Below are 21554 nucleotides of genomic sequence, written 5' to 3'. Positions count from 1 at the left end.
TGTTATGATGCCCCGGAGACCGACTCCGGGGCATTTCTATTTTTTACACAACGGATGCGAAAACCGCTACAGACACGTTCAGACGTACCTTTTCAGGAATCACCTCCCGATGCCTCTGCCCCGCCGACCTGCCGCCGTGATCTTCGACATGGACGGTCTGCTGTTCAACACCGAGACGCTATCCTTCGAATCTGCCGTGACGGCGGCGGCACATTTCGGTCACACGGTCGATTGGGAACTGTTCAGGACGCTGATTGGCCGGCAATGGCCGGATATCCGGACGCGGCTGATGTCGGGACTGGGCAACACATTCGATGCGGAAGCATTCCGCCCGGTCTGGATCTCGCATTACGAAACCCTTCTGAAGCTGCGCCTCGATATCAAGCCTGGCGTCATCGAAATCCTGGACCTGCTGGACCGGCTCGAAATCCCGCGCGCCATCGCCACCTCGTCGCCACGCGACAAGGTCGATTTCAAGATAGGCACCTTCGACATCACCCGTCGCTTCCACGCCATCGTTGCGCAGGGGGACTATCCGAAGGGCAAGCCGGAGCCCGATCCCTTCCTCATGGCCGCCGATCGCCTCGGCGTCGATCCAGCCGCTTGCCTCGCTCTGGAAGACAGCCACAACGGCATCCGCTCGGCCCATGCCGCCGGCATGATGGCGGTCATGGTGCCGGACCTCCTCGACCCCACCGACGAGATCCGCCCCTTCTGCACGGCGGTCGCGCACGACCTGCACGAAGTCGCTCTGATGATCGAGAAAGCGCGAGCCGCCTGATCAGGGCTTCGAAAGAAGCAGCCTCAACCCGGCATAACCGAAGACGAGAGCAAGCGTGCCTTCAATGACGCGCCGCGCCTTGCGATAGCCGTTGGCCATCGCCGCCGTTGAAAAGAGCAGCGCATAGCCGACAAATACGATGAAGCCCAGCACCGCACATCCGCCGATGATGGCGAAGAGCGTATGCGCCGGCGCGTCGGGCTTGAGCCCCAGCGTCATGATGGCGCCCCAGCCGAGAATAGCCTTGGGGTTGGTCAGATGCAGCAGGACGCCACGACGATAAGACGCGAAACGGCTTGCAGGAACCGCGTCCGAGACCGCAGCACTCTCTTCGGACATGGCCGATTTTGCCGATTTCCACGCGAGAAAGAGCAGATAAAGCCCGCCGGCGATCTTCATGACGATCAGCGCCTCGGCATAGCGCGTGAGCACGGTCGAAATCCCCGCAGCGGCGAGACAGGCCCAGCAGAAGCTGCCGGTCAGCACGCCGAGCGCCACGGCCACGCCATGTGCACGACCCTGGTGCATCGCGGCTCCCATGATCGCCATATTGCTGGGACCGGGGCTTGCCACCGCGATGACATAGGCCACATAGACGAGAAACAGATGATGAAATTGCGCGAAATCCATGCCGGAAAACCTCAAGCAGGTGTGTCTCGTTTGAGAGAACACGCCGCCTCGGCCGCTGTCGAGCACTATATTGTACCCTTCCGAATGTTTCACGAATGGTGCAATTTCGCGCAACATTCGATCACGACCGGATAACAAACCGCAATTCCCTTGCGACTTTTCGCCCGGCTTCGAAACCGTTTGACGGCTTCCTCCATTGGGAGAACAATCCCTTGACTGTTCAAGGTTTGGGAGGACCGCGAATGCATCAGAAAATCTCGCTCGATGACAAATACGACCTTTCGCGCAACCGGGTCTATCTGACCGGCGCGCAGGCCATCGCGCGGATGCTGATGATGCAGCACGAGGCCGACAGGGCCGCGGGGCTCAACACGGCCGGCTTCATTTCCGGCTATCGCGGCTCGCCGCTCGGCGGCCTCGACAGCCAGTTCGTCAAGGCGAAGAAGCAGCTCACCGCCCACCAGATCACCTTCACCCCCGGCCTCAACGAGGAGCTCGCCGCCACCGCCGTCTGGGGCTCGCAGCAGGCCGGCCTAGACGGTCACGGCAAATATGACGGCGTCTTCGGCCTCTGGTATGGCAAAGGCCCCGGCGTCGACCGCGCCGGCGACGTCTTCCGCCACGCCAACCTTGCCGGCACCTCCCCGAATGGCGGCGTCCTCGTCCTCATGGGCGACGACCACACGGCGGAATCCTCCACCAATGCCCACCAGACCGAATTCAACTTCGTCGACTACATGATGCCCATCCTGAACCCCGCCGGCGTGCAGGAAATCATCGATTACGGCCTGCTCGGCTATGCGCTCAGCCGCTATTCCGGCTGCTGGGTGGCGCTGAAATGCGTGAAGGACAATGTCGAATCGACCGCCTCGGTCAATGCCGGCCTGAACCGCCTCGACATCGTCGCGCCCCCCTTCGAAGGGCCGCCCGGCGGCATCCATATCCGGCTGAACGATATCGATTTCCTCGGCCAGGAAGCCCGCCTCCACGAATATAAGCGCGCCGCCGCCAATCTCTTCATCCGCGCCAATGGGCTCAACAAGATCGTCTGGTCGGGCGGCACCGCACCGAAGATCGGCGTCATTTCCACCGGCAAGAGCTATCTCGACACGCTGCAAGCCTTTTCCAATCTCGGCATCGGCGAGGAAGAGGCAAATCGGCTCGGCATCCGCCTCTTCAAGATCGGCTGCACCTGGCCGCTCGATCTCGACGACGTGAAGGATTTCGCCAGCGGCCTCACCGAAATCGTCGTGGTCGAGGAAAAGCGCTCGCTGATCGAAACGCAGCTACGCGAAGCGCTTTACGGCACCGCCGGCCAGCCGATAATCGTCGGCAAGCGCGACGAGCGCGGCGACTGGCTCTTCCCCGTGAAAGGCGCGCTCGACCCCAACGACATTGCGATTGCCATGGGCGAGCGCATTATTCGTTACATTGGCCCGAGCGACGAGATTTCCGCCCGCACCGCGCGCATGAAACAGGCGCAGGCGATGATTGCCAGCATCGCCGACGGCAATATCCGCACGCCCTTTTTCTGCTCCGGCTGTCCACACAATTCCTCGACCAAGGTGCCGGAAGGCTCGGTCGCGGCGGCCGGCATCGGCTGTCATTTCATGTCGATCTGGATGGACCGCAACACGGTCGGCTTCACCCAGATGGGCGGCGAAGGCGCGCAATGGGTGGGCGTCGCCCCCTTCTCCGATCGCGGCCACATCTTCCAGAATCTCGGCGACGGCACCTATGCCCATTCCGGCTCGCTCGCCATCCGCTTCGCGCTGTCGGCGGGCACCAACATCACCTACAAGATCCTCTATAACGATGCGGTGGCCATGACCGGCGGCCAGCATGTCGAAAGCGGCGCGAGCGTAGACCAGATCGCCCGCCAGTTGGCGGCAGAAGGTGTGACGCGCATCGCCGTCGTCTCCGACGAGCCGGATAAATATCCGCCCGGCATCGACTGGCCGAAGGGCACGACCTTCAACCATCGCCGCGACATGGACGATGTGCAGCGGGAACTGCGCGACATTCCCGGTGTCACCGTCCTCATCTACGACCAGACCTGCGCCGCCGAAAAGCGCCGCCGCCGCAAACGCGGCACCTTCCCCGATCCGAACAAGCGCGCCTTCATCAACGAAGCCGTCTGCGAAGGCTGCGGCGATTGCGGCGTCAAATCCAACTGCGTCTCCATCCAGCCGGTCGAAACCGCCTTCGGCCGCAAGCGGAAGGTCGATCAATCCAGCTGCAACAAGGACTTCTCCTGCGTCGAGGGCTTCTGTCCCTCCTTCGTCACCGTGCATGGCGGCAAGCTGCGCAAGGCGGAAGCCAAGGCCAAGGACGCCAGCGGCTTCGACAGCCTCTTCGCAAACCTCCCGGCTCCCGCCCTCGCCTCGCTCGATGACGGCTGGGCGGCCATCGTCGCCGGCATCGGCGGCACCGGCGTCGTCACCATCGGCCAGATCCTCGGCATGGCCGCCCATATCGAGGAAAAGGGCTGCGGCCTGATCGACATGGCCGGCCTGGCCCAGAAGGGTGGCGCGGTGCTCACCCATCTGCGCATCGCAAAGACCCCCGAGGCAATCACTGCCATCCGCATCCCCGCCGGTCGCTCCGATCTCGTGCTCGGCTGCGACCTCGCCGTTTCAGCCTCCAAGAAGGTGCTGGCCACCGTCACCGAAGACAAGACGCTCTTCATCGCCAACACCGCCGAGATCATGCCCGGCGGCTTCACCCGCAACCCGGATTTCAGCTTTCCTGCGGAGCTGATGAAGAAGACCATCCGCAAATCGGCAGGTGAGACCTCGACGCGTTTCTTTGACGCCGACGAGGCCGCGCGCGAACTCTTCGGCAATGCGCTCGCCGCCAACATGTTCATGCTGGGCTATGCCAGCCAGCTCGGCGGCCTGCCGCTGGCGCCCGACTCGGTCGAGGAAGCCATCCGCCTCAACGGCGAAGCCGTCGAGATGAACATCGCCGCCTTCCGCTGGGGCCGCATCGCGGGTAACGACCCCGCCACGGTTACGGCGCTCTATCGTGATCACCATCACGAAGCCCCGCGCGCGGAAACCGCCGACGAGGCCATCGAGCGCCTAAAGACGCATCTCACCGCCTACCAGAACGCCCGCTACGCCCAACGTTTCGAACGCGCCCTTGCCCCCATCCGCGAGGCCGAGATCCGCACGACGGGTGCGGCCGGCCCCGTCACGCTCGCCGCCGCCCGCAGCCTCGGCAAACTGATGGCGATCAAGGACGAATACGAAACCGCCCGCCTCTTCACCGATGGCGATTTTGAAAAACGCCTCGCCGAGCAATTCTCCGACTGGGACCGCCTCGAATTCCACATGGCACCGCCGCTTTTCGCGAAGAAGGACAAGCAGGGCCACCTCGTCAAATCCTCCTACGGCCCATGGATGATGGGTGCGCTCGGCGTGCTCGCCAAGCTCAAGACCCTGCGCGGCACGCCGCTCGACATCTTCGGCTACACGCAAGAGCGCAAGATGGAACGGCAGATGATCGGGGATTACGAGGCCCTGCTGGGTCGGGTCGCTGTCAAGCTCAACGCCGCCAACGCGCCGGCCGTGGCGGAACTGCTGGCAGCCGCCGAAAAGATTCGCGGCTTCGGCCATGTGAAGGAAAAGGCCGCGAAGGAGGTTCTGGTGAAAATGACGGAGATGGAGCGCGAGCTTGATTCGTCGAGGCCGGAAGTTCGGGTGGCGGCGGAGTAGGCTGCCGTACCCCGAAGGGAGAAGTTGGTCGAGGGGTGGGCTGCCATGACCCGCGCGTCGCGCGACGCTGGACATGTATGAAGGAAAAGTCCAATATTTCTACACTCCGTCTAGAGCACGTCCGAGCCAAAAGTGCGTCAGCGGTTTTGCGTCCGGACTGCGAAAAAACAAACGGATAGAGCATCTCAGGTGATCCGGATTTCACCGAAAATGCTCTAGCAGGGCTGGCGTTCCTCATTGACAGGCTTTTGGCATGGTACCAAATTCTTTCAAGATCAATTTACAGAAATTATTTCCTCTTATATTCGTCTATTTCCCCACCTTCCTCCTATTGATAATAGCAATGATTTCCGGAATGCGATCAGCGGAAAATATTTATTTTCTACAGAGATATATTTACAAATATTATTTTGTTTTCGTATTTCTGTTTATCGCTTACGGAATTTTCGAGGCCTTTAAATTGAACAGGCGGGCGGGAGTCCATGTTTCTCTAAGCGGCATAATGGCAATCCTTCTATATTTAGGATTTGCATTCTCTGATTACGGTATTCCACCGCATGAGCGACTATCTGCGAAGAGCCACCCGGACACTTTCATATTCATAATTGTTCAATCAGCAGTGCCCATCACACTTGCAAATTACTTCGCGCTGGCGACATTCGGCTCTTCAACCGGAAGACTTGCCCGCTTCAAGCGATTACGTGGCGGCAATCGCATCAGAAAAACCTAAAGCCGTTTCATCGTCCACGCAGCGACACTCCGCCACCATTGCCAAGTCACTCTCTTTGTGTAATTTCTGAGGTTAACAGTGACATGCGTCAATCCGGAGGGGACGGGACGCATTTTCGAGATGAGGAGAGGAAATCATGGCAGAACACAAGTCCGGTCCGGTCGAACTCGGTGCGCCGATGGACTACAAGGAACATGAAAAGAGCTACGATCTTTTCATCAAGGGCGCAAAATATGGCACGATGATCATCGTATTCCTGATGATTTCGATGGCCGTGGGCTTCTTCACCTCCGCCGGCTTCCTCTTCTCCGTCCTGCTCTTCATCATCCTGAGCGTCGGCGGCATTCTGCTGTTCTGATCAGCCCGGAAAATTCGGAATCAAGAAGGCCGCACGGTGGAAACCGGCGCGGCCTTTCTGATTCGGATGTCAGAACAGTCGCGCCGGCCGGAACGGCGTCGCGTCGGTGAACGGTGTTTCGCCCGTCATCAGTTCAGCCAGCATGCGTCCCGTAGCGGGTCCCAGCGTAAAGCCCTGATGACCGTGGCCAAAATGGAACCACAGGCCCTTGTGCTTCGGTGCTTCCCCGATCACCGGCAGCATGTCCGGCATGCAGGGCCGCGTGCCCGACCACGGCGCATTCTCCACCGGGCTGCCAAGCGGAATGATTTCGCTGGCCGCCTTGTGAGCGCGCTTCAGCTGCACGGGCGCAGCAAGCGAGGCTTCCTTTGTCAGCTCGGCGCCGGTGGTGATCCGCATGCCCTTCAGCATGGGGGCGAGCACATAGCCGTTGGCCATATCCATCAGCGGCACGTTGAGCGGCGTGTCGGAGCGGTAGTGCATGTGATAGCCGCGCTTGCGCACCATCTGGATGTCATAACCGAAGGACTGCAGGAGCGTCGGCGACCATGGCCCAAGCGCGACGACAACGGCATCCGCCTCGACCGGCCCATCGACCGTCGTCACCTTCCAGCCCGAGCCCGAAGGGCTGAGCGACTGCGCGTCGCCGCGCACGATCTTGCCGCCCAGCTTGCGGAACAGATCGGCATAGGCCACGACTAGCGAACCGGGGTCGCGAACCGCCCAGGTATCGGGCCAGTGGATAGCGCCGGCGCCCGAAATCTGGATATGCGGCTCGGCCTCCATCAGCTGGCGCCCGGTCATCACCGAACTGCCAAGCCCGTAGGTCTCGAAGAGCCGCTTGGCGTTGGCAATCCCCTTCTCGAATTCGCGCCCATCGCGATAGAAGGTACGGAAACCGTCATGAGCCACGAGATCCTCGGCACCCGCTTCGGCGATAAAGGGAGCATGCTCCGCCGTCGAACGCGAGATGATCGAGGCATAGGCCTTTGAGATCTTGCCGTATTGCGACGGGCCGGAATACCACCAGTATTTCAAGAGCGACAGCGCATGGCTCGGCAGGTTCGAGATCTCGTAGTAGACGTCGTTGGAAATGCCGGTAGCAATCATGAACAGCTTGCCGATATCGCGCGGCAGCGCATAGGGCTCGACAGCTTCCGTCTGGATCAGCCCGGCATTGCCATAGCTGGTCTCGCGGCCCGGTTCCGTCTGGTCGACAATCGTCACATCGACGCCGCGCTTGAGAAGATGCAGGCCCGCGCCGATGCCGGCCATGCCCGCGCCAAGGATGATCGTCTGTTTCATGCTCTTCTCCAAGCCGGGATACCCATACCGCGATGCACAATGATGACAGGTTCATCGCCCTGTTCGCAAGTGGTCTGAACCGGAGCCCGCAACAGTTTCCGCCGCGATTTGCCGCCTTGACCGCACATCCTTTCATACGGACTTTGCAAAACGCAAAAAGCCCGGCGCTGGCCGGGCTTCTGAAACAGCATCCTGTCTTGCTTCAGCCGGCGCTGGCCGTCCCGGCGCGGGTCCGCTCAACACCGTCGCGCGCAGGCTGATACCTCGGATCGAGCTGCAGCGCGTGAGAGAAGGACTTGTAGGCCATCTGCATGTTGCCGCGCTTTTCATAGACAAGCGCCTGGTTGGCCCAGGATTCGGCAATCTTGCCGTCGAGATCGATGGCATGGTTGAAGTCCGAAAACGCATTATCGAGGTCGTTCGTGGCCAGATACGAAATACCGCGCCCGTTATAGGGCTCCGGCGCCGTCGGCGACAGCGAGATGGCCGAGGAGAAATCCTCGATCGCCTTCGCATGCTGACCCTTGCGCTGGAAGATCAGGCCACGGCGGTGATAGGCGCGACCATCCGTCGTGTCGAGTTCGATCGCCTTGTTGAAATCCGCCATGGCTTCATCGAGACGGTTCGCGAGGCGATAGATATCGCCGCGGCCAATATAGGCGACATCGTAGCGCGGATTGATCTGCAGTGCCGTGTTGTAATCCTGCACGGCTTCGACTTGCTTGCCCAGGCTGCGCTCCACCAGTGCCCGGTTGGCATAGGCCTGATAGTAGCGCGGATTGAGCTGAATGGCCTTGTTGAAGTCGTTCATCGCATCCTTGAAGCGACCGGCCTTGCCGAGCGCCGAACCGCGCGAATTGTAGGCTTCCGGATCACTGGGATTGGAATTGATGACGCTGGTCAGCGAACTGATGTTTTCTTCGGAGCCCTGCGCACGGTCGATGCGGATCGTATCGTCGGAGGTCGTGGTCGCGCAACCGGCAAGCGCCACGAGGCTGCCCACCGCAAAGGCGGCAAGAACCATGCGAACAGGCCGCTGGACCGCGGTCGCAGCCTTCGCTGCCGAGAAATTGATGGCACCCGTCAAAACCAGTCCCCCAAGGAAATGCTGCAATCCCGTCACGACAACTACGCGCGACGCCGCTTGAAGAAAATGGCGGCGGCGACACAGTCACCACCGCCACACATCATTCAAAATAACGCCGAAAAAACGGCGGGAAAATCAACGAGCGGCGCCCGGACGGCCACCACCGATGAGCCCCTCGCGCTGCATGCGCTTGCGAGCGAGCTTGCGAACGCGGCGAACGGCTTCTGCCTTTTCACGAGCGCGCTTCTGCGACGGCTTTTCGTAGTAGTCGCGCATCTTCATTTCACGGAAAATGCCTTCGCGCTGCATCTTCTTCTTGAGAGCGCGGAGCGCCTGGTCAACGTTGTTGTCGCGGACAAGTACCTGCACGTGAATCCCGTTCCTTTGGTTTTGTGTTACGCCAGCAAGAGGAGTAGGTTCTGCTCCAAAGCGGCAAAAATATAACGTTCGCCGAGCCGGAAGCCCTGCGATTGGGTGAAGCGGATAACAGATCATCCCCGCGAAGTCCAGACCGTTCGAAAGCCCCGCGCAAGATTTTCGTCCCCAAGACCCCGGAAATGCACTGGAAGCGACACCTCATCGGACCAGTGTCGAAAGATTGCTGTTTTCGCGTCGCAAAAGAACCATTATGCGTGACGGAAATTTGCCATTCCTGTCGCTGAGAGAAAAGATAGGATGTCGCATATTTCATCCTGTCCGTTGAGTTCGACCGCCGGAGCGCCCTTCATGAAGAAATATTCCGCATTCGCCGTGGTTCGCGAGGCCCTGCGCGGCCACAAGGGCTGGGAGAAGCAATGGGTCTCCCCGGAGCCGAAGAAGGCCTATGACGTCATCATCGTCGGCGGCGGCGGCCATGGTCTCGGTGCCGCCTATTATCTGGCCAAGGAACACGGCATCACCAATGTCGCTGTCATTGAAAAGGGCTGGCTCGGCGGCGGCAATACCGGCCGCAACACGACCATCATCCGGTCCAACTATCTCTACGAAGAGAGCATGGACATCTACGAGCACTCGCTGAAGCTCTGGGAAAATCTCAGCCAGGATCTCAATTATAACGTCATGTATTCCCCGCGCGGCGTGATGATGCTGTCGCACAACACGCATGACAAGCAGTCATTCACGCGCCACATCAATGCCAACCGTCTCTACGGCATCGACAATGAATGGCTGACGCCGGAACAGGCCAAGGCCTATTGCCCGCCGCTCGATATTTCGGCCACCGCCCGCTATCCGCTGAATGGCGCAGCGCTGCAGCGTCGCGGCGGCACGGCCCGGCACGATGCGGTTGCCTGGGGCTATGCCCGCGCAGCGCATGACCGCGGCGTTCATATCATCCAGAACTGCCAGGTCACCGGCATCGCCCGTGGTCCGGATGGCGCCGTCACCGGCGTCGAAACGACGCGCGGCTTCATCGGCGCGAAGAAGATCGGCGTTTCGGCCTCGGGCCACAACACGCAGATCATGGCCATGGCCGATGTCCGCGTGCCGCTGGTGTCGAACCCGCTGCAGGCGCTCGTTTCCGAGCCGCTGAAGCCCATCTTCCCCTGCGTCGTGATGTCCAACACGGTGCATGCCTATATCTCGCAGTCGGACAAGGGCGAACTCGTCATCGGCGCAGGCACCGACCAGTATGTCTCCTATTCCCAGACCGGCGGCATCCAGATCATCGAGCACACGCTCGACGCCATCTGCGAGCTGTTCCCCATCTTCCGCCGCGTCAAGATGATGCGCCAGTGGGGCGGCATCACCGACAACACACCGGATCGCTCGGCCATCCAGTCGAAGACCCCGGTTCCGGGCCTTTATGTCAATTGCGGCTGGGGCACCGGCGGCTTCAAGGCCACGCCCGGCTCGGCCAATCTCTTCGCCCATCTCATTGCCCGCAATGAGCCGCACCGGCTCGCCGCCGGCCTCACGCTCGACCGGTTCCGCACGGGTCGCCTCATCGACGAAGCGGCCGCCGCCGCCGTCGCTCACTGATCTCGGGGGACTAAGATGCTTCTCATTCACTGCCCCTACTGCCAGGAAGACCGCGCGGAGCTGGAATTCCACGCCGCCGGCGAAGCCCATATCGCCCGGCCGGAAAACATCGCCGACATCTCGGACGAAGCCTTTGCGGAGTACTTTTTCCTCCGCGACAACCCCAAGGGCTACATCTACGAGCGCTGGCGGCACCAGCATGGCTGCGGCCGCTTCTTCAATGCGGTGCGCCACACCGTCAGCGACAAGTTCGTCGTCACCTACAAGGCCGGCGAAGCCAGGCGTTCCCTTGAATCACTGAACCTGGAAGGAGACGCGAAATGAGCGGCGCATTCCGTATCGCCGGCAAGGGCCGGCTGACGCCCGCCCGTCAGGCGCGTTTCTCCTTCGACGGCAAATATTACACGGCGCTGGAAGGCGACACGATTGCCTCCGCGCTGCTCGCCCACGGCGTCCATCTCATGGGCCGCTCGTTCAAGTATCACCGCCCGCGCGGCGTCATCTCCGCCGGCTCCGAAGAGCCGAACGCGCTGATGAATGTCGCCCGCGACGCCTCCCGCGAACAGCCGAACGTCCGCGCTTCCGTGCAGGAAGTGTTCGAGGGCATGAAGGTCAATTCGCAAAACCGTTTCCCGTCGCTCTCCTTCGACGTCGGCGCGGTCAATGACATGCTGTCGCCCTTCTTCGCCGCCGGCTTCTACTACAAGACCTTCATGTGGCCGAAGGCTGCGTGGAAGCATGTCTACGAACCCTTCATCCGCGCCGCAGCCGGCCTCGGCAATGCGCCGAAGGAAGCAGACCCCGATCACTACGCCAGCCGCTTCGCCCATTGCGACGTGCTCGTCATCGGTGGCGGCCTTGCCGGCATCACGGCGGCGCTCGCCGCTGCGCGTGCCGGCGCGGACGTCATCCTCTGCGACGAGCGCCCGGAACTCGGCGGCGCCGCCCATTACGACAGCAGCCTCACTGTCGACGGCCAGCCGGCCTATGACTGGGCGCAGGCCGCAGCGACCCGCCTTGCCGCACGCCCGAATGTCCGCGTGCTGACCCGCACGACGGCCTTCGGATACTACGACCACAATTTCGTGGCGCTCGCCGAACGCGTCACCGACCATCAGGCCATTCCGGAGCGCGCAGCGCCCCGCGAGCGCCTGTGGAAGGTGCGCGCGAAGAAGGTGATCATCGCCTCGGGCGCTATCGAACGCCACATGGTCTTCGACGGCAACGACCGCCCCGGCGTCATGCTGGCCTCGGCCGCCCGCACCTTCATCAACCATTACGGCGTCGCCATCGGCTCCAGGGTCGGCGTCTTCACCGCCCATGATTCGGCCTATGAAGCCGCCTTCGATCTGGCAAACGCCGGCGTGACCATCCCGGCCATCGTCGATGTCCGCGACAACCCGGGCGAGGCGGTCCGCGCCGAGGCCGCCCGCCTCGGCATCGAGGTCATGACCGGCCAGTCGGTCGTCTCGACCGGCGGCAAGCTCCGCGTCAACTCCATGTCGGTCATCCGCAAGGCGGGCGGCACGCGCCGCAAGATCGAAATCGATGCGCTGATCACCTGCGCCGGCTGGACGCCCTCCGTCCACATGTTCTCGCAGACGCGCGGCAAGCTGAAATACGAGGCCGACAAGGCCCGCTTCCTGCCGGATATCTACACCGAGAACTGCATCTCCGTCGGTGCCTGCAACGGCACGGACGATGCCTCGGCCCTCGTTGCGGAAGCCTTCACGGCCGGCACGGATGCCGCCCGCGAGGCAGGCGCGACCGGCGATGTCCGCACCGCCCCGGAAGCCGCAACTGCCTATGCCTGGACCGGCGGCATGATCGGCACGCCGGAGGGCGCCGGCCCCGAAACCCATGGCAAGGCCTTCATCGACTTCCAGAACGATGTCTGCGCCAAGGATATCCGTCTGGCGGTCCGCGAAGGCATGGCCTCCATCGAGCATATCAAGCGCTTTACGACGAACGGCATGGCCTCCGACCAGGGCAAGCTCTCCAACATGCACGGTCTGGCGATTGCTGCCGAAGCACTCGGCAAGGATATTCCGGAAGTGGGCCTCACCACCTTCCGCTCGCCCTATACGCCCGTGACCTTCGGCACGATCCTCAACCACAACCGTGGTCCGCTCTTCGACCCGGCGCGCAAGACGCCGATGCATGAGCGCGAAGAGGCCATCGGCGCGGTCTTCGAGGATGTCGGCAACTGGAAGCGCGCCTGGTTCTATCCGCGCCCCGGCGAGGACATGCATGCCGCCGTCAACCGCGAATGCAAGACTGTGCGCGAGAGCGTCGGCATTTTCGATGCCTCGACGCTCGGCAAGATCGAGGTCGTCGGCCCGGATGCGGCCGCCTTCCTCAATCTCATGTACACCAACGCCTGGGACAATCTGAAGCCCGGCCGCTGCCGCTACGGCATCATGCTGCGCGAGGACGGTTTCGTCTATGACGACGGCGTCGTCGGCCGCATCGCCGACGACCGCTTCCATGTCACGACGACGACCGGCGGTGCCGCCCGCGTCATGAACCACATGGAAGACTATCTGCAGACGGAGTTCCCGCATCTGAAGGTCTGGCTGACCTCGGCCACCGAGCAATGGGCAACCGTTGCCGTGCAGGGTCCGAAGGCACGCGACATCATCGCCCCGCTCGTTGAGGGCGTGGACCTGACGAACGAAGCCTTCCCGCATATGAGCGTTATTGAGTGCACGGTGATGGGCGTTCCCGCCCGCCTCTTCCGCATGACGTTTGCCGGCGAAATGGGCTTCGAAATCAACGTCCCGTCGGACTATGGTGCAGCCCTCTGGGATGCGCTCTATGCCGCGACACAAGCTGTCGGCGGTTGCGCCTATGGCACGGAAACGATGCACGTCCTGCGCGCCGAGAAGGGCTATATCATCGTCGGCCAGGACACGGACGGCACGCTGACGCCGGACGATGCCGGTGTTGCCTGGGCGGTCTCCAAGAAGAAGACCGATTTCGTCGGCATTCGCGGCCTCAAGCGCCCGGATCTCGTGCGCTCCGGCCGCAAGCAGCTCGTCGGCTTCAAGCCGCGCGACGGCAAGACGCTCGTGCCGGAAGGCGCGCAGATCGTTGAGGACCCGAACCAGCCGAAGCCGATGAAGATGCTCGGCCACATCACGTCGTCCTACTGGTCGGAAAACCTGGGGACGAGCTTCGGCCTCGCCGTCGTTGCCGATGGCCGGGCGAAGATCGGCCAGACGCTCTATGTGCCGCTGGAAAAGGAAACCATCGCGGTCGAAGTGACCGACGCCGTATTATATGACAAGGAAGGGAGCCGCATCAATGCTTGAGGCTCAGGCAACCCGTACCCTCCCGCAGAAGCTCACCGTCTCCGGATCGGGCGCAGCGTCTGTCACCCCGCTTAAGCCCATGACGCGGCTCTCGCTCCGCGCCGCTGAAGATGCCGTGGCGGCGCTTTCGGCCGCCCTCGGCCTCGACCTGCCGACCAGACCGCTGACATCGTCTGATAAGGACGGTCGCGTGGCCTTCTGGCTCGGCCCGGACGAATGGCTGCTGATCGACGCCAACGGCACCGACATGATGGCGCTTTGCGCCGGCGTGAAGGAACTGCATTCAGCAACCGACGTCTCGCATCGCAACACCGCCTTCGAGGTAAAGGGCACGCAGGCCGCTGCCGCCATCAATGCCGGCTGCCCGCTCGACCTGCGCGAGAACGCCTTCCCGGTCGGCAAATGCGCGCGCACCGTGCTCGGCAAGATCGAGGTCATCGTCTGGAAGAAGAGTGCCGACACGTTCCATGTCGAGTGCTGGCGGTCGTTCTCGGCCTATGCGCTGGGCATGCTCAACGAAGGCGCCAGCGACGTCACGGCATAACGCCGATAAGGATCGCGCTTGCTCGGTGGAGCGGCGCGCTCCTCGCCATAGCAGATGCCCGAATAGGGCGCCTGCGCATCTTCGTCATCTGCGATGAACGTCTTCACCTCACGCAGAAGCGCCGTCATGTTGGCAATCGCCTTTTCGATATTGCTGGTTTTTGCTGGGTCGAGATCGTCCAGAAGGCAGGATTTCTCGAACATGTCGCGATAGGCGCTACGCTCGACGATCGGCGTCGCGAGCATTTGAATGCCCTTCTCACCCAGCATCGCCTGCACCTTGCGCAGCGACCGCGTCGTCACCAGCGGATTGACGCGCGACAGCAAAACAGCACGCCGCACCCGGCTGCGCGTGTTCTGCATTACCATTTCGATGAGATTGAAGACATGCACCGCGCCCTGCCCGTCCAGCACGCTGCCCTGCACCGGCACCAGGACCAGATCGGAAAGCCCCGAGGCGAGTGCAATCAGCATGTCGGAAGCGCCCGAGAGATCGACGATCACATGCTTGTAGCGTCCGCGATTGCGCCGGAGATGTTCTGCGAGATTAGACGCCGTGACGCCATTGATCGCATCAATCTTGCCGCCGGCCTTGGCACACCATTCGGTCGCGCTTGAAAACCTGTCGCAATCCAGAACCAGCACGCTCTTGCCTTTACGAGCATAAGCCGCCGCCAGAAGAACCGCCGCCGTCGTCTTCCCCGCGCCACCCTTGGCATTCGCCAACGATACGATCGCCACCTGCCTCAACCCTCATCTACGCCATTTCAATCAAACAGATCGAATCGCATGCTGGCAAGATGACAGAAAAAAGACAGACCTGAAATTACTATATCTCGTTGGAAAAATTATATTTTAAGAAACTAAAATTGTTGCGTCACATGCGTTTTGCAGCCCAACATGACAAATGTGAAATAGAATCCGGCAAAGGACTTCGTTAAAATGAAAAAGCCCGGCGCGTTCATCGCACCGGGCCATCATCGATTAACGATCTCGATATTTCAGAATGCCGAAACCTGGCGATGTGCCGTCGAGACGCGGGCAGCGGCTGCGGCCGAATGGACGTCGCCATAATGGGCGCGGCTCACCGGGGCGCCTTCAACGCCGATGTCGGACTTGAGGAAATCCGGAACGCTGTGCAGGGCATGGGAGAGACGCTGCTGCGAGCGACGGAACTTCAGGATGTCGATGATCTTGGTGACTTCGTGTGCCATGATGCCACTCCTTCTTGTTTATCTTTTATTTATCTTTGATGCTTCCTTGTGAGAGAGCTTATGACGCATTGATAAGAAAAAGAGAAACTGATAATTTTTCTCATAGTTTCAAATTATTTTTGAAGTTGCCATGCTGTTCATTCCCGGAACCCGAGCGCTCAAGACCCTGCTGGCCGCACGCCGGCACCTGAATTTCACCCGCGCGGCGGATGAACTGGGCTTAACGCCGGCTGCTGTCAGCCATCAGATCAAGGAAATCGAAGACCAGCTGGGCGCGATCCTCTTTCATCGCGCCGGCCGCAGCCTGCGGCTCACGGAGGCGGGAACGCTCTTCTGCGACGCGGCGGAAGACAGCATCGAGACGCTGACGCGCGCCGCCTCGCGCATCCAGAAGCTCTCGCGGGGCTCGACCGCGTTGCGCATCAGCGTGCCGGTGGAGCTCGCCACCAAATGGCTGATGCTGAAAGTCGTGCAGTTTCGCCGGCTCAATCCCGGCATCGACCTGCGCTTCGACATTTCCTACGACACGCGCAATTTCGACCTCGACGATATCGACATCGCGATCCGCTTCGGCACCGGGCACTATGATGGCCTGAGATCGGAACACCTTTTCGGCAACGTCATCGTGCCCGTCTGCAGCCCGCGCCTCCTGAACGCCGAGCGCCCGCTGAAGGAGCCGCGCGACCTGCTGCAACACACGCTCGCCCATGTCGAGTGGTCGGGTCAGGGTATCACCTGGCCCAACTGGAATACCTGGATGGCGGCTGCCGGCGTTCCGGACTTTGACGACCGTAGCGTACTGTCCTTCTCGTCCTCGTCGGATGCCATTGAAGCAGCCCTGAGCGGCGTTGCCGTGGCGCTGGCCGACTTCGCCATCGTCGCCAACGATCTGGCGGAAGGCCGGCTCGTCCAGCCCTTCGAACTCGGCATCCGCATCCCGGCCGAATTCGCCTATTTTCTGGTCTACCCGGAAGCCAGCGCCAACGACCCACGCATCCTCGCCTTCCGCGAATGGATCCTGGGCGAGGCGCAGCAGATAGAATTGCAAGAGCGGCCGCTGTCCTAGCCTCCCCTCATGCTGAACAGCGCGCAAAGCGCGCATCTCGAAGCATCGTTGCGAGCGTCGACCTTGTCCGCCTTACAGCGCCGGACGATCCGCCGGATCGAACTGCACGATGGTGATCCAGGTCGCCGTCAGCGCCGGCTTCGGCTCATTTTCGATATCGACCGTCACATTATAGGTGATCATCAGCATGTTGCCGCCGCGAAAGCGGGCGTCATCGATCTTGAAGCGGCCGCGCACCCGCGAGCCGGACTTGACCGGCGACATGAGACGGATTTTCTCGAACCCGTAATTGATCCCCATCTTCTGCTCGATGATCTGCGGCGCGCCAGACGCATTCATGGCAGACAGCAGCGACAGCGACAGGAAGCCATGCGCGATCGTGGTGCCGAAGGGTGTCTCCTTCGCGCGCTCCGGATCGACATGGATGAACTGATGGTCGAGCGTCGCATCGGCGAATTTGTCGATCATCGCCTGATCGACGGTGATCCACTCCGATACGCCCACCTCCGTGCCGATGAGCGCTGGAACGTCCTTCAGGTGAATTTTCGGGGGCATGAGAAATTCCGTATGAGATCAATCAAGAGACAAAGAATATACCGCGAACATGCCGGAATTATTGCGGTTCTTCAACGGCAAAGAGAACACTGCGCGCCGGCACGGTAAATGTCGATCCGCTCTGCCCGCCCTCAAGCTCGCGCCACAGAAGCCCCGGCAGGCGGAAGGAAACCGGCCCGGCACCGCGGTTGAAGAGGACGGCAAGCTGCGTCGCCGCGCCCTTCAGGACGTCGCGTGTCCTGACAACCATGGCAAGCTGCCCCTGATCCTCGGCCTCCCATTCGCCGACCGTCATCGGCGCACCGGTCGGCGACAGCCACGCGATATCGCCATCCGCGCCCGTGAAGAAATCGGCGCGCGCAAACACGTCGAAACGCTTGCGCAATCCGGCAAGGAAGCGCGAGTAGAGCACCAGTTCCTCGTCCAACGCCTCCCAGTCGAGCCAGGTGATGGCATTGTCCTGGCAATAGGCATTGTTGTTGCCCTGCTGGCTGCGCCCGCCCTCGTCGCCCATGGTCAGCATGACCGTGCCGCGTGCCGCAAACAGCGTGGCAAGCAGCGCCTTGACGTCGCGCCGCCGGGCGGCATTGATCGCCACATCTTCGGTCAGCCCCTCGACGCCGTTGTTCCACGAATGGTTCTCGTTGTGCCCGTCGCGGTTTTCTTCCCCATTCGCCTCGTTGTGCTTGCCCTGATGCGACACGAGGTCGAACAGCGTGAACCCGTCATGGGCAGCCAGGAAATTGACGCTGCGCGTGCGCTTGCCGCCATAGCGCCCGAAGGTCGGCGATGAGCCGGCCAGCACCGTCGCCAGCGCCCCGACCATATGCCCGTCGCCGCGCCAGAAGCGCCGCATGTCGTCGCGCGCCCGGTCGTTCCATTCGAGATAGTCATCCGGAAAATTTCCGAGTTGATAGCCGCCAGGACCGATATCCCAGGGCTCGGCGATCATCACCCGGTCGGTGAGAAGCGGATGGCTGCGGATGGCGTGGAAGAGCGCCGCATTCGGATTGAACCCGGTCTCCTCACGCCCCAGAACCGGCGCCAGATCGAAGCGGAACCCGTCGATGCCCGCCTCGGACACGAAATGCGCCAGCGTGTCCACCACCAGCCCACCGGCTATCGGATGGTCCAGCGACAGCGTATTGCCGCAGCCGGTATCGTTGACGAGAATGCCGCGCTCGCCAGCCAGATGCCGGTAATAGCCCAGATTGTCGAGCCCGCGCATGGAGAGCGTCGCACCGTAACGGTCGCTCTCGCCCGAATGGTTGAAGACGAGATCGAGGATCACGCCGATGCCTTCGGCATGAAGGCTGGCCACCGTCTCGCGCAATTCCGCAAGCCCGCCGGGGCAGAGCCGCGGATCGAGCGCCATGAAGGCTATCGGATTATAGCCCCAGCCATTGGAGAGCCCGAGCGGCGGCAGATGGCGCTCATCGATCCAGGCGGTAATAGGCATGAGCTCGACCGCATCCACGCCCAGCCGCTTGAAATGCGCGATGACCGACGGATCGGCCAGTCCCGCAACCGTCCCCCGCTGCGCCGACGGCACATCCTCGTTGAGAATGGTGAAGGGCTTGACCGCGACCTCGTAGACAAAGCCTCCGGGCCTGAAGCGGGGCGGCTCGACGCTCACCAGCGTCTGCCCGACAACCCGCGCCTTGGGAACGATATCCGCCGTGTCATCGCCAAAGGCCGATAGACGCGGCGAATAGACGAAAGGTCTATCAAGCTCCTTGGCATAAGGATCGACGAGAAGCTTCGATTCGTCGAACCACAGACCATGATCCGGCGCATAGGAGCCTGAAGCGCGAAATCCGTACAGCGCACCCTCGCCCAAGCCTTCGGCGAAGGCGCGGAAGACGTTGTCGAGCCCCCGCTCCATCGGCAGCCGCACGATCTCCGTCGCGCCGTCAGGGGCGAAAAGGCAAAGGTCGATGGCCGCTGCATGTTCCGACCAGACACCGAATTGCGTGCCGTTGGAAAGCAACGTTGCGCCGAGTTTGGGTGATTGCATGCGCGAATCCGGACCGTGGAAAATCAATACGACAGTCTTAGATCAATTCCGCCGGAAGTGGGAACCGGTTTCACGCCGGAGCTTGAGAAAACAGAGGGCGCGGCTCGTTAACGGGATAGCTAGCCATGCCCATGCAACAGCTTCTCAAGCCGGGGCCTTAGAGCCCCGCGACCATATCCTCAAGCATTGTCTGCACATCGCCGGCGATCGCCGCAAGCGCCGGATTGTCGATCGCCTGCATCGAGGCCGCCGGATCGACCGCCGCAACCTCTATTCTGCCGTCATCCATCTGGCGAACGACGACATTGCAGGGCAGCATCGTACCGATCAGCGCTTCCGCCTGCAGCGCCTTGTAGGCAAACCCCGGATTGCAGGCGCCCAGGATCGTATAAGGCGCCATGTCCTTGTCGAGCTTGGCCTTCATCGTCGCCTTGACATCAATCATCGTCAACACGCCAAAGCCCTTGGCTTTCAACGCGTCCGTCACATGAGCGATTGCCGCGTCGAACGGCATATCGATGGTCTTGGTGAAGGCATAGGTCATGATGAACGCTCCTGATTACATATAATATTATATATGTAATCAGGAGCGAGAATTCAAGCCGTAGGTGTTCGCTTCGGCAATTTCAGGTAATCACCGTTGGCGTCTCACGCCCCGTACGCGTCTTGATCTGCGCAAAATGTTCCGCTGCCGCGATCAAGTCCGCCAGCGCTTCCTGCGTATCGATCCCGTGGCGGGCCGCATCCGGTTCATACCGCTCGACATAGACGCGCAGCGTCGCGCCCGCCGTGCCCGTGCCGGAGAGGCGGAAGACGACGCGGGAGCCGCCCTTGAAGAGGATGCGGATGCCCTGGTTCTTCGAGACGGAGCCATCGATCGGGTCGTGATAGGCGAAGTCGTCTGCCGCCTCCACTTCCAGCGCGCCGAAAGTCTGGCCGGGCAAGGAGGCGAGACTGTCGCGCAGATGCGCCATCAACCCGTTGGCGGCATCCGTGTCGACTTCTTCATAGTCATGGCGCGAATAGTAATTGCGGCCATATTCGGCCCAATGCGCCTTGACGATTTGCGCCACGCTCTGCTTGCGGGCGGCGAGAATGTTCAGCCAGAAGAGCACGGCCCAGAGCCCGTCCTTCTCGCGCACATGGTCGGAGCCCGTGCCGAAGCTTTCCTCGCCGCACACGGTCGCCTTGCCGGCGTCGAGCAGGTTGCCGAAGAACTTCCAGCCGGTCGGCGTCTCATACATGCCGATGCCGAGCTTTTCCGCCACGCGGTCGGCCGCGGCACTCGTCGGCATGGAGCGAGCGATCCCGGCAATGCCTTGGCTGTAGCCGGGTGCGACGGTGGCGTTCGCTGCGATGATCGCCAGACTGTCGGAGGGCGTGACGAACATGCCCTTGCCAACCACCATGTTGCGGTCGCCGTCGCCATCGGAAGCAGCGCCGAAATCCGGGCCTTCCGGGCTCATGACGTCGTCATAAAGCTCCTTGGCGTGAACGAGGTTCGGGTCTGGATGATGGCCGCCGAAATCCGGCAGCGGTGTGGAATTGCGCACCGACCCTGCCGGCGCGCCGAGCCGCTTTTCCAGAATTTCTGTCGCATAAGGTCCTGTCACGGCACCCATGGAATCGATCACGACGCGCGTACCGCCGGCAATCAATGCCCGGATCGCGCCGAAATCAAACAGGCTCTCCATCAGTTCCACATAGTCGGCCACCGGATCGATGACCTCGACCGTCATACCTTCCACCGTCTGCGTGCCGACCTTATCGAGATCGATATCGGCGACGTCAGCGATCTTGTAGGTGTCAATCACCTTGGTGCGGGCATAGATCGCGTCGGTGATCTTTTCCGGCGCGGGACCGCCATTGCCGATATTGTACTTGATGCCGAAATCTTCGTTCGGGCCGCCGGGATTGTGGCTGGCCGAGAGCACGATGCCGCCGAAGGCCTTGTATTTGCGGATGACATTCGAGGCCGCCGGCGTCGACAGAATCCCGCCTTGGCCCACCATGACCTTGCCGAAGCCGTTGGCGGCGGCCATCTTGATGGCGATCTGGATGACCTCGCGGTTGAAATAGCGCCCGTCGCCGCCGATCACCAGCGTCTCACCGGCAAAGCCTTCGAGGCTGTCGAAGATCGACTGGATGAAGTTTTCGGCATAATTCGGCTGCGCGAAGACGGGAACCTTCTTGCGCAGACCGGACGTGCCGGGCTTCTGGCCATCAAAGGGAGTGGTGGCGACGGTCTTGATCAT

18 protein-coding genes are annotated in these 21554 nt (G+C 61.6%); 8 read left to right on the top strand and 10 right to left on the bottom strand.

Translation table 11 applies throughout. The annotated features are described in order from the left end of the window. The first annotated feature begins 109 nt into the window (after positions 1-109). Complete coding sequence (locus ABID16_RS14515; RefSeq protein ID WP_354557064.1) at positions 110-781, top strand: HAD family hydrolase; 672 nt, start codon at positions 110-112, stop codon at positions 779-781. On the opposite strand, the gene ABID16_RS14510 is transcribed toward ABID16_RS14515, so the two are convergent. After that, the gene (locus ABID16_RS14510) at positions 782-1411 is read right to left on the bottom strand and encodes a LysE family translocator (protein WP_354557063.1); all 630 of its coding nucleotides are present in this window, start codon (positions 1409-1411) and stop codon (positions 782-784) included. A 242-nt stretch (positions 1412-1653) separates the two neighbouring features. On the opposite strand from ABID16_RS14510, the gene ABID16_RS14505 reads away from it, so the two are divergent. Together ABID16_RS14505 and ABID16_RS14500 are read left to right on the top strand one after the other, a co-directional pair. After that, positions 1654-5130 carry an indolepyruvate ferredoxin oxidoreductase family protein gene (locus tag ABID16_RS14505; RefSeq protein WP_354557062.1) on the top strand — a complete coding sequence of 1159 codons (3477 nt, stop codon included), beginning with the start codon at positions 1654-1656 and terminating at the stop codon, positions 5128-5130. Between the two features lie 866 nt (positions 5131-5996). Beyond that, complete coding sequence (locus ABID16_RS14500) at positions 5997-6218, top strand: aa3-type cytochrome c oxidase subunit IV (RefSeq protein ID WP_354557061.1); 222 nt, start codon at positions 5997-5999, stop codon at positions 6216-6218. A 69-nt stretch (positions 6219-6287) separates the two neighbouring features. Here ABID16_RS14500 and ABID16_RS14495 read toward each other — a convergent pair whose 3' ends face one another. The 3 genes from ABID16_RS14495 to rpsU all read right to left on the bottom strand — a co-directional run bounded on the left by ABID16_RS14495 (position 6288) and on the right by rpsU (position 8985). Beyond that, a complete protein-coding gene (locus tag ABID16_RS14495) occupies positions 6288-7523 on the bottom strand; it encodes an NAD(P)/FAD-dependent oxidoreductase (RefSeq protein WP_354557060.1) in 1236 nt (411 codons plus the stop codon). A 202-nt stretch (positions 7524-7725) separates the two neighbouring features. Continuing rightward, complete coding sequence (locus tag ABID16_RS14490) at positions 7726-8547, bottom strand: tetratricopeptide repeat protein (RefSeq protein ID WP_354557249.1); 822 nt, start codon at positions 8545-8547, stop codon at positions 7726-7728. A gap of 198 nt (positions 8548-8745) precedes the next feature. After that, positions 8746-8985 (bottom strand): 30S ribosomal protein S21, encoded by a 240-nt coding sequence (rpsU, locus tag ABID16_RS14485; protein WP_354557248.1) that lies wholly within the window; start codon positions 8983-8985, stop codon positions 8746-8748. A 351-nt stretch (positions 8986-9336) separates the two neighbouring features. On the opposite strand from rpsU, the gene ABID16_RS14480 reads away from it, so the two are divergent. From ABID16_RS14480 to ABID16_RS14465, 4 genes are read left to right on the top strand one after another with little or no spacing between them, the layout of a single operon-like run. Then, positions 9337-10590, top strand: coding sequence for a sarcosine oxidase subunit beta family protein (locus tag ABID16_RS14480; RefSeq protein WP_354557059.1), 1254 nt, complete (start codon positions 9337-9339; stop codon positions 10588-10590). Between the two features lie 15 nt (positions 10591-10605). Further along, positions 10606-10914: a sarcosine oxidase subunit delta gene (locus ABID16_RS14475; protein WP_354557058.1), complete on the top strand. Its 309-nt coding sequence runs from the start codon at positions 10606-10608 to the stop codon at positions 10912-10914. After that, complete coding sequence (locus ABID16_RS14470) at positions 10911-13904, top strand: sarcosine oxidase subunit alpha (RefSeq protein ID WP_354557057.1); 2994 nt, start codon at positions 10911-10913, stop codon at positions 13902-13904. Before ABID16_RS14475 ends, ABID16_RS14470 begins: the two co-directional genes overlap by 4 nt. Further along, a complete protein-coding gene (locus tag ABID16_RS14465) occupies positions 13897-14448 on the top strand; it encodes a sarcosine oxidase subunit gamma (protein WP_354557056.1) in 552 nt (183 codons plus the stop codon). Before ABID16_RS14470 ends, ABID16_RS14465 begins: the two co-directional genes overlap by 8 nt. Here ABID16_RS14465 and ABID16_RS14460 read toward each other — a convergent pair. Together ABID16_RS14460 and ABID16_RS14455 are read right to left on the bottom strand one after the other, a co-directional pair. Continuing rightward, complete coding sequence (locus ABID16_RS14460) at positions 14400-15188, bottom strand: AAA family ATPase (RefSeq protein WP_354557055.1); 789 nt, start codon at positions 15186-15188, stop codon at positions 14400-14402. The two genes, ABID16_RS14465 and ABID16_RS14460, sit on opposite strands and share 49 nt — an antisense overlap. A 260-nt stretch (positions 15189-15448) precedes the next feature. Continuing rightward, positions 15449-15661 carry a hypothetical protein gene (locus tag ABID16_RS14455; RefSeq protein ID WP_354557054.1) on the bottom strand — a complete coding sequence of 71 codons (213 nt, stop codon included), beginning with the start codon at positions 15659-15661 and terminating at the stop codon, positions 15449-15451. 130 nt (positions 15662-15791) lie between these two features. Between ABID16_RS14455 and ABID16_RS14450 the strand changes: the two genes are divergently transcribed. Further along, on the top strand, positions 15792-16727 hold the full coding sequence (locus ABID16_RS14450; RefSeq protein ID WP_354557053.1) for a LysR substrate-binding domain-containing protein: 936 nt from the start codon (positions 15792-15794) through the stop codon (positions 16725-16727). Between the two features lie 72 nt (positions 16728-16799). Here the strand turns inward: ABID16_RS14450 and ABID16_RS14445 are convergent, their stop codons facing one another. From ABID16_RS14445 to ABID16_RS14430, 4 genes are all read right to left on the bottom strand, one after another. Then, positions 16800-17282, bottom strand: a complete 483-nt coding sequence (locus ABID16_RS14445) for a MaoC family dehydratase (protein ID WP_354557052.1) — start codon at positions 17280-17282, stop codon at positions 16800-16802. Between the two features lie 58 nt (positions 17283-17340). After that, the gene (glgX, locus tag ABID16_RS14440; protein ID WP_354557051.1) at positions 17341-19299 is read right to left on the bottom strand and encodes a glycogen debranching protein GlgX; all 1959 of its coding nucleotides are present in this window, start codon (positions 19297-19299) and stop codon (positions 17341-17343) included. Between the two features lie 157 nt (positions 19300-19456). After that, the gene (locus ABID16_RS14435) at positions 19457-19843 is read right to left on the bottom strand and encodes a DUF302 domain-containing protein (RefSeq protein ID WP_354557050.1); all 387 of its coding nucleotides are present in this window, start codon (positions 19841-19843) and stop codon (positions 19457-19459) included. Between the two features lie 82 nt (positions 19844-19925). Next, positions 19926-21554 (bottom strand): alpha-D-glucose phosphate-specific phosphoglucomutase, encoded by a 1629-nt coding sequence (locus tag ABID16_RS14430; protein WP_354557049.1) that lies wholly within the window; start codon positions 21552-21554, stop codon positions 19926-19928.

This window comes from Limnomicrobium aquaticum (assembly GCF_040545545.1).
Classification (GTDB): Bacteria; Pseudomonadota; Alphaproteobacteria; order Rhizobiales; family Rhizobiaceae; genus Ensifer_A; species Ensifer_A aquaticum.
This window is presented reverse-complemented; position numbering and strand designations above follow the sequence as displayed.